Origin of the sequence: Rathayibacter sp. VKM Ac-2803 (genome assembly GCF_009807175.1) — a bacterium.
Taxonomy (GTDB): Bacteria; Actinomycetota; Actinomycetes; order Actinomycetales; family Microbacteriaceae; genus Rathayibacter.
The window spans coordinates 822387-835848 of the sequence record NZ_WUCD01000001.1; the positions used below are offsets into that span (position 1 = coordinate 822387).

Below are 13462 nucleotides of genomic sequence, written 5' to 3' on the forward strand. Positions count from 1 at the left end.
GTGAATGTATCCGATACAGTGATGTATCTCAACGCCGTTCCGATGCTCCGGGAGGAGACACAGGATGACCTCCGACGTCCCGGAGACCGCACGCCGCAGTCGCACCCGCGAGCGCCTGCTCGACGCGGCCTACGAGGTCTTCGCGGACACCGGCGTGCACACCGCCTCGGTCGAGCAGATCAGCGAGGCCGCCGGGTTCACGCGCGGCGCCTTCTACTCGAACTTCTCGAGCAAGGAGGAGCTGTTCTTCGCCCTGATGGAGCGCGAGAACGATGCCCGGATCGCCACGCTCGTCGAGCAGATGGGGCGGACCCTCCCGAAGGTGGCCGACGAACCGCTGACGGCCGTGACGCTCGCCGTCGTCATCCTCGACTTCCTCCAGGGCCCGTTCAACGACAACCGGCGCTGGTGCGTCGTGCAGTCCGAGTTCGAGCTGCTGGCGCTGCGCGATGCGGCGATCGCTCCGCAGTACCGCGACTTCCGCGCTGGATTCGACGCGTCGCTCGTGCAGATCGTTGACGACGCTCTGGCCCAGGTGCAGCGCGAGTTCGCGCTCGAGCCGACGACCGCCGTCCGCCTCCTCATCGCGAGCTACGACGACGCGGTGAAGCAGTCGATCCTCGAGGCCGACTCCGACGCGGCCGCGCTCGAGCGCCTGCGCAGCACCCTCACCGCCGTCGTGCTGGCGATCTCTCGCACTACCGGCTGACCACCGCGTCCCCGACGGCGCTTCCGCCCGACGAGGATGGACCCATGGAACTGCGTCAGCTCGAACACTTCCTCGCCGTGGCGAAGGAGCAGCACTTCACCCGCGCGGCGAGCGCCCTGCAGATCTCGCAGTCGGGGCTGTCGGCGTCGATCCGCGCGCTCGAGAGCGAGCTGGGCAGCCCGCTCTTCACCCGCAGCACCCGCCGGGTCGAGCTGACCCCGGCCGGCCGCGCGATGCTCGAGGAGTCGGAGCGCTCGGTCGCCAGCGCGGTCGCCGCCCGCGACGCGGTGCTCGCGGTGCAGGGAGTGCTGCGCGGCAGCCTCTCCGTCGGCACCGAGGAGTGCCTCGGCGGCGTGCACCTGCCGCGCGAGCTGGCGACGTTCCGCCGCCAGCACCCGGCCATCGCCCTGCGGCTCACGCACGACGGGTCGGGCACTCTGCTCGACTCGGTCGCCGCCGGCCGGCTCGATCTCGCGCTCGTCGCCGACATCGGCGCGACGCCGTCGGGGGTGCGGACGCGACCGCTGGCCGGCGAGGGCTTCGCGGTGCTCCTGCACCCCGATCATCCGCTCGCCGATCGCGACGTCTGCCGCATCCCGGACCTCGAGGGCGAGACCGTCGTGGGGCTGCAGGAGCACTGGGGCGCGCGGCACCTGGCGGCGCAGGCGTTCGCCGAGCAGGGCGTGCCCTTCGAGGTCGAGCTCGAGGTCAACGACGTGCACACGCTGCTCGACCTGGTCGAGTACGGGATGGGGATCGCGGTGGTTCCGGCGCACTTCGCCGAGAAGCGGCCCGGAATGCTGACGGCGGTGCCGCTGGACGAGCCGCTGCTGGTCTGGCGGACGATGGTGGCCGTCCCGGAGCGGCCGAGCGCGGCGGCGCGAGCGTTCGTCGCGGCCCTGCCGGGCGCCGAGCAGGACTGAGGAGCGGCTCTGCCCCTGCTGGTCGAGCCGCCCGACCCTGGCGCTTCCTTGCCTGCTGGCTGAGCAACGCAATCAAGGAGTGGCCGGTGCATGCTGGTCGAGTAGCCCCGCAGGGGCGTACCGAGACCCACGAGCGTCAGCAGATCAGGCTTCTGCCCCGGCGTTCTGAAGGACGTGGATCTCGATGCGCCCGCTGCGCGGGCTGCGGGCTCGATCAGCGGGAGAAGATCCGCCCGCCCCGCGAGTCGCTCGATCAGCATGGGTGGCGACCTCAGCCGAGCGAGGCCAGCTCCTCCGCGGTGAGCGTCAGCTCGGCCGCGGTCGCCGAGTCGCGGATGCTCTCGGGCCGGGACGCGCCGGGGATCGGCAGTACGACGGGAGCCTTCGCCAGCTCCCAGGCGAGGCAGACGACCTGGGGCGAGACTCCGTGGGCCTCGGCGACGGTGCCGAACGCGGCGTTGCGCGTGCCGACCTCGGCGGCTCCGCCGATGCCTCCGAGCGGGCTCCACGGCAGGAACGCGAGCCCCAGCTCGGCGCACAGCTCGAGCTCCGGCTCGCTCGAGCGGAACGACGGCGAGAACTGGTTCTGCACCGACACGAGCCGAGAGCCGAGGATCCCGTGCGCCTCGCGGATCTGGTCGGGGTCGGCGTTCGAGATGCCGGCCCGCACGATGACACCCTCGTCGAGCAGCTCGGCGAGCGCGCCGATCGAGTCGGCGTAGGGCACCCGCGAGTCCGGCCGGTGGTACTGGTAGAGGCCGATCGCCTCGACGCCGAGGCGCTGGGCGGAGGCGCGTGCCGCCTCCTTCAGGTGCTCGGGGCGGCCGTCCTGGGTCCAGTTCTCGCCCGGGGGACGGAGGTGCCCGCCCTTCGTCGCCACGAGCACGGCGGAGGTGTCGCCGCCGTAGCTGCGCAGCGCCTCCGCGATGAGGAGCTCGTTGTGGCCGAGGTCGCCCTCGACGGGCTGGTGGTAGGCGTCGGCCGTGTCGATCAGGGTGACGCCGGAGTCGAGGGCGGCGTGGATCGTGGCGATCCCGCGCTCGCGGTCGGGGCGGCCCTCGATCGAGAGGGGCATGCCGCCGAGTCCGATGGCGCCGACCTGGAGGTCGCCGAGGGTGCGCTGCTTCATGGGTGTGGTCCTTCGTGTGGGGGAGGAGTGGGGGACAGGCTCGCTGGTCGAGCCCGCAGCCGCCGGAGGCGGCGTATCGAGACCCGCGTCCGTCAGCAGAGAGGCCTTCCGACCCGGCCTTCTGACGGACGTGGATCTCGATACGCCCGCTGCGCGGGCTGCGGGCTCGATCAGCGAGAAGGGGGCCGCTACGAGCTGACCGATCAGCGAGAGACGAAGGCGGAGCCCGTCACCACGCGTAGTCCTCGGGCGCCGTGCGGTGCCCGGGGAAGATCTCGTCGAGGCGGGCGAGGTCGTCGGAGTCGACGGTGATGTCGACCGCGGCGACCGCGCTCTCGAGCTGCGCCATCGTGCGCGGACCCGTGATCGGTCCGGTGACGCCGGGCTGGTGCAGCAGCCAGGCGAGCGCGAGCTCACCGGGCGCGATGCCGCGCTCGCGGGCGAAGGCCTCGTACTGCTCGAGGGCGGGGCGGTGCTTCTCGATCGCCTCGAGTCCGCGGGCCGAGGTGCGCCGCCCGCCCGCCTCCGTCTTCTCGAGCACGCCGCCGAGCAGGCCGCCCTGCAGCGGCGACCAGGGGATGACGCCGAGGCCGTAGTGCAGCGCCGCGGGCAGAACCTCGCGCTCGATGTCGCGCACGGTGAGGTTGTAGATCGACTGCTCCGAGGCGAGGCCGGTGAAGTGGCGGGCCTTCGCCGCCTCCTGCGCCTGGGCGATGTGCCAGCCGGCGAAGTTGCTCGAGCCGACGTAGAGGACCTTGCCCTGCTGCACGGCGACCTCCATCGCCTGCCAGATCTCGTCCCACGGGGTCGAGCGGTCGACGTGGTGGAACTGGTACAGGTCGATGTGGTCGGTCTGCAGGCGGCGGAGGCTGTCGTCGAGGGCGCGGCGGAGGTTCAGAGCCGAGAGGCGGCCGCCGTTGGGCCAGGAGTCGCGGCCGCGCTCGGATCCGGGCGCCGCGTACTGCTCCATGTCGCCGAAGAACTTGGTCGCCAGCACCGTGCGCTCGCGGCGCTCGCCGCCCTGCGCGAACCAGCGGCCGACGATCTCCTCTGTCGCGCCGCGCGCGCCCTCGCCGCCGTAGACGTTCGCCGTGTCGAAGAAGTTGACGCCGAGCTCGTGCGCGCGGTCCATGATCGCGAACGAGTCGGGCTCGGTGGTCTCGGGGCCGAAGTTCATGGTGCCGAGGACGGCGCGGGAGACGGACAGGCCGGTGCGGCCGAGGTGGGTGTACTGCATGACCCCAGCCAACGCCTCCGCGTGGCGGGTGTCCAACACGGAGGCGCGATGGGATTCAGCGGCGGCGGAGGTGAATGGGCGCGCGGCGGGGTGCCCGATCGGCGCCTCCGCCCCGGGCTAGAGTCGCGGGGTGACCACCAGGACGTTCCCCCCGCGCGCCGTGATCGCCCTCGCGTCGGTGCTGCTGCTTGCGGGCTGCACCTCGGCGCCCGAGACCGCGGCGACGTCGGACGCGGCGACCCCGTCGTCGTCCGAGGCGGCGCCCGCCGCCCCCGCAGAGACGGGGTCGGGCGAGGCGGAGGCGGGCCCGCGGCCGGTCCCGAGCGTCACCGCCACGCCCGAGCCGGTCGTCAGCACGACCCAGCCGGTCCCCGCCACCGGCGAGTGCGAGGTCGGCTACGTCGACGCCGCCGAGGCGGGCACGGTCGGCGGCCTCGACATCGAGCTGGTCCGCGACCGCGGCCCGCGCACCGGCGCGACCGGAGAGGTGACGACGGCGGCCGACGGCACGCCCGCCTCCTACCTGGTCGCCGCCGGCGACATCAGCGAGAGCATCGCCGACCGGTTCTGCGTCAGCCCCGAGTACCTCGACGCGCTCAACTCGGTGCGCCGCGACGGCGTCTCGATCGACAGCCTGTACGGCGGCGACACCCTCAACCTCAGCCCGTCGACCGTGACGAGCGTCGGCACGCAGAACGGGCGCGTGCTCGAGAACCCCGAGCCCGAGCCGCTGCCCGCCCAGGACTGACCGGCGTTCGGGCTCGCCCGTCTCGTCTCGACCTCCCCGGCCGCTTCGATCGCCTCCCACTCCTCGAAAGTTGCGGTAGTCGAGCTCGACTACCGCAACTTCTGCGGCGTGGAACGGTCCAGCGGCGCGGAGCCGGTGCTCAGAGGCCGACGACGCCGACGAACGCGGCCGACAGGGCGAGCGTGCCGGCGAAGCCGATCGCGCGACTGCGGCGCCGGGACGGGTCCTCGAGCCAGGGCAGCGACCCCCAGCGCAGGACCGCGCCGGCCGCGCCCCCTGCCGTCACGAGCACCAGCGCGAGCCAGGGGACGATGCTCAGGAGCGTCCAGTCGGCGAACACGCGCACGATCAGCAGGACCACGGCCGCCTCGACGCCGCGGGTCAGCACCCGGAGCCGGTCGCGGTCGAGGAGCTTCGCGCGGAGGGGGACGACCCCCAGCGCGAAGCGGACGGCCGTGTACGCCGCGATGATCAGGGCGATGACGCTGGCGATGGTGATCACGAGTCCTCCTCCAGGACGTGGTCGAGCAGTCGCATCCCGAGCCCGTCGACCGAGCTCGCGGTGTTGCCGTTGACGAAGACGGCGACTCCGCGCTCGCGGTCCATCGCGAGCATCGTCGAGTAGCCGGCCGTGCCTCCGTTGTGCCAGGTCGCCGAGCCGCCGCCGACCGCGTCGGAGGTGAACCAGGCGAGCCCGATCCGGCCGCTCCCACCCGCGTCGAACCGCGGATCGAGCACCTCGGCGGCCGGGACTCCGAGCGCCGGGTCGTCGGTCAGCAGCGCCTCGGCGTACCGCGCCATGTCCGCGGCGGTCGAGCGCACGCCTCCCGCCGGCGCGTACCCCTCGAGGGTCCACGCGTCGACCGGGCGGCCCGACTCGGAGTAGCCGGTCGGCGCGTCGGGCGCCAGGGCGTCGGCGGTCGTCGGGATCGAGCTGGCGTCCATCCCGAGCGGCGTGAACACGCGCTCGCGCAGCAGGTCGGCGTACTCGACCCCCTCCGCTCGGGCGACGGCCTGCCCGAGGACGGCGGCGCCGAGGTTGGAGTAGGCGACCTCGGGCTCGCCGAGCGGAGCCGCGGCCGCGTGGCGCAGGGCGTCCTCGGCCGAGTACGAGGCGTACGGATCGCTGCCGCGCAGCTGGGCGAGCAGGGTCACGGCGGTGTCGCGCAGGTCGGACGAGAGCCGGGGGAGCCCGGAGCGGTGGCTCGCGAGCTCCTCGAGGGTGCCGGGGAAGCCGCCGAGCTCGGCGTGGTCCGCGGCCGGGTCCTCGAGCGAGACGGTGCCGTTCGCGGCGCTCTGCGCGAGCAGGAGGGCCGTCATGGTCTTGGTCACGGATCCGATCTCGACCTCGGTGCTCTCGTTGGCGCCGAGACCGGCGAAGCGGACGCCGTCGGGGGTGACGACGGCGGCGACGAGCTGGTCGCGGGCGCCGCGCTCGACGTTCTCGTGCAGCCAGTCGGCGATCTCGGCATCGCCGGTGCGCTCGGCCGAGAGGGCCGGAACGGTCGGGCGCAGCAGCAAGCCGGCGGCGAGGACGGCGAGTGCGGCGGCGCCGGCGGCGATCTTCAGACGGTTCATCGAGGGCCTCCCGAGGCGAGCAGGATCACGAGCAGCGGCACGAGGCGCTCGGGCGGGATGCCGTAGCGGCCCCGCCCGCGCGCCTGGAGCCAGCCGGCCGCGACGAGCTGGTTGACGTGGTGGTAGATCTGACCGGTGGTGCCGGCGCCCTCGCTCTCGGCGAGCTGGGCGACGGTCTCGACTCCGCCGGCGATCGCCTGCAGGAAGCGCAGGCGCACCGGGCTGCCGAGCGCGGCCAGCGCCGTCGGGCCGGGGCTCGATCCCCAGTCGCGCTCGAAGAAGGCGTCGGTCGTGAGGCCGTACTGCCATTCGACCGGGCCCTCGGGGGTGCCGACCGCGCCGGCGAAGACGACGCCGCCGGGGGAGGGCAGCCGCTGCTTGAGGGCGGTGAGGGCCCACAGGGGGTCGGTGCTCTCCGCGGAGGCGTCGCGCTGTGCGGCGACGGCACCCGCGCTCTCGAGTCGGTCGATCCGCTCCCGGAGCTCGTCGAGCTCGGCGCCGAGGTCACGCGGAGGTTCGGTCATGCCTCGACTATTGCAAACATTCCGTAATAACGGAAACCGAGTCCCGCCCACTCGCCAGAAGTTGCGGTAGTCGAGCGCGACTACCGCAACTTCTGGAGGGTGGAACGATTCAGACCAGCGTGCATGCGAGCGGGCACGCGGAGGAGCGCCGCGGGCCGGGGTCGATCGAGACTCCAGGAGTTGTCGTGCTGGGAGGCCGAGTACGACAACTCCTGGCGGATGGAACGCTCCAGGCGGCCGCCTAGGCGAAGTGCGCGGGCAGCACGGCGCCGTTCACGGCGCGCAGCTCGTCGAGGGGGAGCGTGAACAGGCCCTGCACCTCGACCACGGGGCTCTCCGCGTCGGTCACGCCGATCCGGAGCACCGGGTAGCCCCGGCCCTCGCAGAGTCCGCGGAACTTCACGTCGTCCTCGCGCGGCACCGACACGAGCACGCGGCCGGTCGACTCCGAGAAGAGGGCGGCGGTCGCGTCGACGCCGTCGCGCTCCATCAGCTCGTCGAGCCAGATGCGCACGCCCACGCCGAAGCGCAGCGCGGACTCGGCCAGGGCGACGACGAGTCCGCCGTCGGCGAGGTCGTGGGCGGAGGCGATCAGCGACTCCCGCGCGCCCGCCGAGATCAGCTCGGCCAGGGCCTTCTCGTCGCCGAGGTCGAGCTGCGGAGGCAGGCCGCCCAGGTGGTCGTGCACGGTGCCGGCCCACGCGGAGCCGTCGAGCTCGTCGCGGGTGACGCCGAGCAGGTAGACGTTGTCGCCCTCGTCCTGCCAGCCCGAGGGGATGCGGCGCGCGACGTCGTCGATCACGCCGAGCACGCCGACGACCGGCGTCGGGAAGATCGGCACGTCGCCGGTCTGGTTGTAGAACGAGACGTTGCCGCCGGTGACGGGGATCTCGAGCTCGAGGCACGCGTCGGCGAGAGCGCCCACGGCCTCGCGGAACTGCCACATCACCTCGGGGTTCTCGGGGCTGCCGAAGTTGAGGCAGTCCGACACGGCGACCGGGGTCGCCCCGGTCACGGCGACGTTGCGGAACGCCTCCGCGAGAGCCAGGCGAGCGCCCTGCGCCGGGTCGAGCTGGCACCAGCGCCCGTTCGCGTCGGTGGCGACCGCGAAGCCGAGCCCCGACTCCTCGTCGACGCGGACCATGCCTCCGTCGTCGGGGTAGCTCAGCGCCGTGTTGCCGAGCACGTAGCGGTCGTACTGCGAGGTGATCCAGCTCTTGTCGGCGAGGTTCGCCGAGCCGAGCAGTGCGAGGGTCTCTGCGCGCAGGGCCTCGCCGTCGCTCGAGCGGGGCAGACGCGAGGAGGAGTCGGCCTGCAGCGCGTCGAGCCACGCCGGGTACTCGAGGGGGCGCTCGTAGACCGGGCCGTCGACCGCGACGGTGCGCGGGTCGACGTTGACGATCTCCTCGCCGTGCCAGTGGATGATCAGGCGGCCGGAGTCGGTGACCTCGCCGAGCACGCTGGTCTCGACGTCCCACTTGCCGACGACCTCGAGGAACGCGTCGAGCTTGTCGGGGCGGACGACCGCCATCATCCGCTCCTGCGACTCCGACATCAGGATCTCCTCGGCGGTGAGCGAGGGGTCGCGCAGCAGCACCGAGTCGAGTTCGACGAACATGCCGCCGTCGCCGTTCGAGGCCAGCTCGGAGGTGGCGCACGAGATGCCCGCGGCGCCCAGGTCCTGGATGCCCTCGACCAGGTCCTTCGCGAAGAGCTCGAGGCAGCACTCGATGAGCACCTTCTCGGCGAACGGGTCGCCGACCTGGACGGCCGGGCGCTTGGTCGGGCCGCCGTCGGCGAAGCTGTCGGAGGCGAGGATCGACGCGCCGCCGATCCCGTCGCCCCCGGTGCGCGCCCCGAAGAGCACGACCTTGTTGCCGACGCCGCGGGCGTTCGCGAGGTGCAGGTCCTCGTGGCGGAGGACGCCGACCGCGAGCGCGTTGACGAGCGGGTTGCCCTGGTAGACGGAGTCGAAGTAGGTCTCGCCGCCGATGTTGGGCAGGCCGAGGCAGTTGGCGTAGAACGAGATGCCGGCGACCACGCCGTGCACGACGCGGGCCGTGTCGGGGTCGTCGATGTGGCCGAAGCGCAGCGCGTCCATGACGGCGACGGGCCGCGCGCCCATCGAGATGATGTCGCGGACGATGCCGCCCACTCCGGTCGCCGCGCCCTGGAACGGCTCGATGTAGCTCGGGTGGTTGTGGCTCTCGATCTTGAAGGTGACGGCCCAGCCCTCGCCGACGTCGACGACTCCGGCGTTCTCGCCCATGCCGACCATGAGGTTCTTCTTCATGGCGGGCGAGACCTTCTGCCCGAACTGGCGGAGGTACATCTTCGACGACTTGTACGAGCAGTGCTCGCTCCACATCACCGAGTACATCGCCAGCTCGCCGCTCGTGGGGCGCCGGCCGAGGATCTCGCGGATGCTCGCGTACTCGTCGGGCTTCAGCCCCAGGGCGGCGTACGGCTGCTCGCGCTCGGGCGTCGCCTCGGCGTTCGCAGTGGTGTCGGGGACGCTGTGTGCCATGGCTCGAGAGCTCCAGGAGAGGGGGGCGGGATGCCCGACGATCCTACCGGCCGTCGGAGGCGCCCCCGAGGGTGCCGCCCGCCTAGGCTCGGGCGGGTGGAGCGGGCGGCAGCGGGACGGGTGGCATCGAGGCGGGTGGCGCTGATCGGCATCCTCGTCTGGGGTCTCTACCAGTGCTTCGGCAGCCTCGGCGCCGCGAACGTCTCCTCGGACGAGCCCGTCTACCTCACCGCCGGCTGGGACTACCTGCACGGCGACGTGAGCGCGAACCTCGAGCACCCGCCGACCGCCAAGTACCTGCTCGGCGCCGCGCAGCTCCTCCTGGGCGAGGGGCTCCTCGCCGGACGGATCGCCGCGGGCGCCGCCGCGTTCCTCACCGGCGTGATCCTCTGGTCCTGGCTGAAGCGCGAGCTGGGCTCCGTCCTCGCGCTGGTCCCCGCCGGCCTGTTCCTCCTCTTCCCGCGGACCACGCCCGACGGCACGACCCGCATCGACCGGCTCGCCCTGCTCGAGCCGTTCATGGTGCTGTTCGCGGTGGCGGCGATGGCGGCCGCGTGGGCCTGGGCGCGGCGCGGCACATCGGAGGAGCGCGACCGGGGCTGGCTGATCGCCCTCGCCGGCGTGCTCTTCGCGCTCTCGGTGACGTCGAAGCTGACGACCGTCGTGCTGGCGCCGGTCTTCCTCCTGCCGCTGATCATGGTCGGGAGTCGCCGCCGCGCGGTGCGCGGGTTCGTCGCGTTCTCCGCCGCCTTCCTGGTCGCGGGGCTGCTCCTCTACCTGCCCGTGCATCCTGTCGAGGCGATCCGCTACCTGCTCGACTTCCAGTCGGAGCACAACGCCGGAGGGCACCTGATCGACGTCGCGGGCCGGGCGTACCAGTTCCCGCCGTGGTGGGCGAACCTGTGGTTCACGGCTGCGGGCATCGGACCGTTCGCGCTCGCCGTCCTGGTGATCGGCTGCCTCCTCGCCCTGTTCGCGCCGCGACAGCGCGCCCTCGTCCTCTACCTCGGCGGCGCCACCGCGCTCCTCCTGGTCTTCCACCTGCTGATCAGCTCGGTCGCCCTCCCGCACTACTACGAGGCGTGGGCGTGGCTGCTCTGCGCGCTGGCGGGCGTCGGCATCGCGGAGGCGCTGCGCGGCGGGCTGGTCGTGCCCTTCGCGCGACCGCTCGGCGCCCTGCTGCTCGCCGCCTCCGTCGTGATCGCCGCGGCGACGTCGGCCGGGATCGCCCATGAGCGGCCGACCGGGATCGCGCGGGTCTCCGACGCGCTGCGCGAGCGCGGGCTCGACGAGGGGCTGATCCTGGTGCAGGGGATGTCGTCGGGCGTCTACGCGCCGTACATCCTCGACCGCGTCACGACCGATCCGGAGGCGGAGGGGATCGTCGCGATCGCGATCCAGCGGTCGGCGCGGTTCCCCGTCGTCCCGGAGGTCGAGGCCTACCTGGAGACCGATCCGGTGGTGGTGCAGCTCGACCGGCTGACGCTCGTGCTCGGCGCGCCCTGACGCCTCGGCCCTCAGGACGAGGTGCACGCTCCGGGATCGACCGACGCCGACAGTCCCGCGGCCTGCGACGCGACCGGCGCGAGCACCGAGAGCGGGATCGCGTAGCCGACGTTGTCGACCGACGCCGCCTTGCCGAACACCACTCCCGACACCGTGCCGTCGAGCGAGAGCAGCGGTCCGCCCGAGTTGCCCTGGTTCACCACTGCGGCCAGTGTCAGCACCTCGCGGAGGGTCGGCGTGCCGTCGACCATCAGCGAGACGATCGCGTCGGAGGATATCTCGGCGGAGCCGAGCGTCAGCGGCCCGCCGAACGGGTAGCCGGCCACGACCGCGTCGTCGCCCGCCGCGACCGCGTCGTCGAGGGCGAGCGGAGTCGCGTCGAGGCGGTCGACCGCGATGACCGCGAGGTCGGCGACCGCGTCGACGTAGACCACCCGGCCGGTGCGCGGAGGCTCCCCGGGCGCCTCGACCACGGGCTCCGACACTCCGGCGACCACGTGCGCGTTGGTGACGACGCGGTCGTCGGCCACCACGAATCCGCTGCCCGTCACTCCCACGTCGCACGCCCAGGCCGTGCCGGAGACGCGCACGACGGACGCGACGGCGCTCGCCACCTCCGCGTCGTCGGTGGCGACGTCGGGGATGCTCGGCGCCTGCGTCGGCGCGTCGATCGCCTCGACGATCCACGACGTGCCCTGGTCGACCACGGTCGACTGCAGCTGGGCGAGGAACCCGCGGACCGGATCCGGGGTCAGGTCGTCGATCGTCCGGATGACGGTGGACCCGGCGACGGAGGTGGTGACGAACGGGATCCCGAGGAGCGAGACGGCGGAGGTGATCGCGATCCAGACGAGGCCGGTGATCGCGACGCCCGCGACGCCTCCCGCCAGGCGGTCGAGCAGCCCGAGCTTCACCTTGTCGGCGCCGCGCCCGATCACCGCGCCGAGCGCCGCTCCGATCGCGTAGCCGACGCCCAGGCACAGGACCGCCGTGCCGATGACGGCGAGGAGGCGCCACTCGCTGCCCGCGGCCCACGACGAGACGGCCGGCACGGCGAAGGAGGCGGCGACGGCGCCGGCGACGATGCCCGCGAGCCCGCCGACCGTGCGCAACAGCCCGCGGCGGAGTCCGTCGACGAGCGCGCCGACCAGGCTGAGCACGACGAGGACGTCGACGATCACCGATGCACCCATGCGGGGCTCCTCACGGTCTCGGCGGGCGGGGGTCCTCCAGCATGACCGACGACGGATGCGGGGAGGCCCGGAGGAGCCTGCGAGTCGCGGCCGCGAACCGGCTCAGAAGAACGAGATGCAGTACGGCTCCGCGATCGGCGCGAAGAAGCGGTCGACTCGCTCGCGCTCCCCGTCGGCGATGTCGACCGTGCCCGCGCGCGCCAGCGTCGACGGCCGCACCGACCCGAGCAGCAGCGACCCGAGGTCGGCGACGTCGAGCTCGACGGTCGCGCTCTCGTCGGTGCGCTCGATGCGACCCTCGCCGTTCTCGACCGCGATCCGGTAGGAGCCCTCGACCAGTCCGAGCGCGTCGCGCACCGCGACGACCAGAGTGCCGTCGGTCGTCCACGGGCGCGCGCCGAACGCGGCGGCGACGTCGAGCACCCGCGTCCAGATGAGGTCGGAGACCCCGGTCACCGACACCACGCGCGGGTCGCGCAGCGCCCACGCGAGCGGGTCGTCGCCGGGCGCCATGTCCCAGGTGACGGAGGAGGCGAGGTCGACAGCTCCGAGGAAGCCCCAGAGTCCGAGGTAGGATTCGTCGCCGCCCGCGACGAAGTCCACGATCTCGAGGACGCGGTCGTCCTCGTCCGGACCGGTGGCGCGGTAGGTGACGTAGCCGTCGAGGGTCCCGTCGGCGGCGAGGTGCACGGCCGAGCGGACGTCGCGCGCCGGATCGGTCGCGCCCGGCTCGGTGCCGACGGCGTTCGCGGCGTAGCGCGACTGGCGGGTGAGCGACCCGGGCGTCCGCGCGTGGAACCGGGTGAACACCTCCTCGACCCGCGACTGCAGCCAGGTCGTCGCGACGACCTCGACGCGGCCGGCGGGCTCGACCTGCAGGCCGAACCGAGGTCCGGTGTCGACGCGCACCGAGCGGGTGAACGCCGAGCGGCCGAAGCCGAAGCGGCGGTAGATCGAGGCCTCGCTGGCGGTGAGCACGGCGACGGCGGCGCCGCTCTCCTGGGCGAGCTGGAGATCCTCCGTGATCATCGCGCGGAGGATGCCGCGGCGTCGGTGCGTCGCCCGCACCGTCACCTGCGAGACGAGGTGCGCGGCGATCTCGCGCCCGCGCCCGACCTGCAGCGAGCCGGGGAAGCCGGCGTACGTCGCGACGGGGACGCCCGCGCCGTCGAGTCCCTCGGGGGCGGCGGAGTCGAGCACCGCGGTCAGCACGCGGCGGTCGGCGACCATGTGCTCGGCCCAGTCGCGCCACTGCTCCGGCGTGTACTCCTTCTCGTGGAACCCCGCGTTGATCGCGACGCCCCAGGACGCCGTGGCGGTGTCGGGACCGCCGTCGGCGGAGAGGGCGGCGGGGAAGCGTCGGAAGTCGAGACCGGGGAGGGACATCC

General features: G+C 73.1%; 12 protein-coding genes. 4 read left to right on the forward strand and 8 right to left on the reverse strand.

Translation table 11 applies throughout. The annotated features are described in order from the left end of the window. Positions 1-64 precede the first annotated feature (64 nt). Positions 65-709 (forward strand): TetR/AcrR family transcriptional regulator, encoded by a 645-nt coding sequence (locus tag GRS96_RS03825; RefSeq protein WP_159855699.1) that lies wholly within the window; start codon positions 65-67, stop codon positions 707-709. A 44-nt stretch (positions 710-753) separates the two neighbouring features. Continuing rightward, positions 754-1632: a LysR family transcriptional regulator gene (locus GRS96_RS03830; protein WP_159987767.1), complete on the forward strand. Its 879-nt coding sequence runs from the start codon at positions 754-756 to the stop codon at positions 1630-1632. A gap of 271 nt (positions 1633-1903) precedes the next feature. Here GRS96_RS03830 and GRS96_RS03835 read toward each other — a convergent pair whose 3' ends face one another. Both GRS96_RS03835 and GRS96_RS03840 read right to left on the reverse strand, forming a co-directional pair. Continuing rightward, complete coding sequence (locus GRS96_RS03835) at positions 1904-2761, reverse strand: aldo/keto reductase (RefSeq protein WP_159855695.1); 858 nt, start codon at positions 2759-2761, stop codon at positions 1904-1906. A gap of 229 nt (positions 2762-2990) precedes the next feature. Further along, complete coding sequence (locus GRS96_RS03840) at positions 2991-3998, reverse strand: aldo/keto reductase (protein ID WP_159987768.1); 1008 nt, start codon at positions 3996-3998, stop codon at positions 2991-2993. 130 nt (positions 3999-4128) lie between these two features. Between GRS96_RS03840 and GRS96_RS03845 the strand changes: the two genes are divergently transcribed. Beyond that, positions 4129-4746, forward strand: coding sequence for a hypothetical protein (locus tag GRS96_RS03845; RefSeq protein WP_159855691.1), 618 nt, complete (start codon positions 4129-4131; stop codon positions 4744-4746). A 139-nt stretch (positions 4747-4885) separates the two neighbouring features. Here GRS96_RS03845 and GRS96_RS03850 read toward each other — a convergent pair whose 3' ends face one another. The 4 genes from GRS96_RS03850 to purL all read right to left on the reverse strand — a co-directional run bounded on the left by GRS96_RS03850 (position 4886) and on the right by purL (position 9375). Beyond that, positions 4886-5248: a hypothetical protein gene (locus GRS96_RS03850; protein ID WP_159987769.1), complete on the reverse strand. Its 363-nt coding sequence runs from the start codon at positions 5246-5248 to the stop codon at positions 4886-4888. Continuing rightward, complete coding sequence (locus GRS96_RS03855) at positions 5245-6324, reverse strand: serine hydrolase domain-containing protein (protein WP_159987770.1); 1080 nt, start codon at positions 6322-6324, stop codon at positions 5245-5247. Before GRS96_RS03855 ends, GRS96_RS03850 begins: the two co-directional genes overlap by 4 nt. Then, a complete protein-coding gene (locus GRS96_RS03860) occupies positions 6321-6848 on the reverse strand; it encodes an ArsR/SmtB family transcription factor (RefSeq protein WP_159987771.1) in 528 nt (175 codons plus the stop codon). Before GRS96_RS03860 ends, GRS96_RS03855 begins: the two co-directional genes overlap by 4 nt. 241 nt (positions 6849-7089) lie before the next feature. After that, a complete protein-coding gene (gene purL, locus GRS96_RS03865; RefSeq protein ID WP_159855683.1) occupies positions 7090-9375 on the reverse strand; it encodes a phosphoribosylformylglycinamidine synthase subunit PurL in 2286 nt (761 codons plus the stop codon). Between the two features lie 96 nt (positions 9376-9471). On the opposite strand from purL, the gene GRS96_RS03870 reads away from it, so the two are divergent. After that, complete coding sequence (locus GRS96_RS03870; protein WP_159987772.1) at positions 9472-10881, forward strand: glycosyltransferase family 39 protein; 1410 nt, start codon at positions 9472-9474, stop codon at positions 10879-10881. A gap of 11 nt (positions 10882-10892) precedes the next feature. On the opposite strand, the gene GRS96_RS03875 is transcribed toward GRS96_RS03870, so the two are convergent. Both GRS96_RS03875 and GRS96_RS03880 read right to left on the reverse strand, forming a co-directional pair. Then, positions 10893-12074, reverse strand: coding sequence for a MarP family serine protease (locus GRS96_RS03875; RefSeq protein WP_159987773.1), 1182 nt, complete (start codon positions 12072-12074; stop codon positions 10893-10895). 102 nt (positions 12075-12176) lie between these two features. After that, positions 12177-13460 (reverse strand): GNAT family N-acetyltransferase, encoded by a 1284-nt coding sequence (locus GRS96_RS03880; protein ID WP_159987774.1) that lies wholly within the window; start codon positions 13458-13460, stop codon positions 12177-12179. Between the last annotated feature and the right edge of the window lie 2 nt (positions 13461-13462).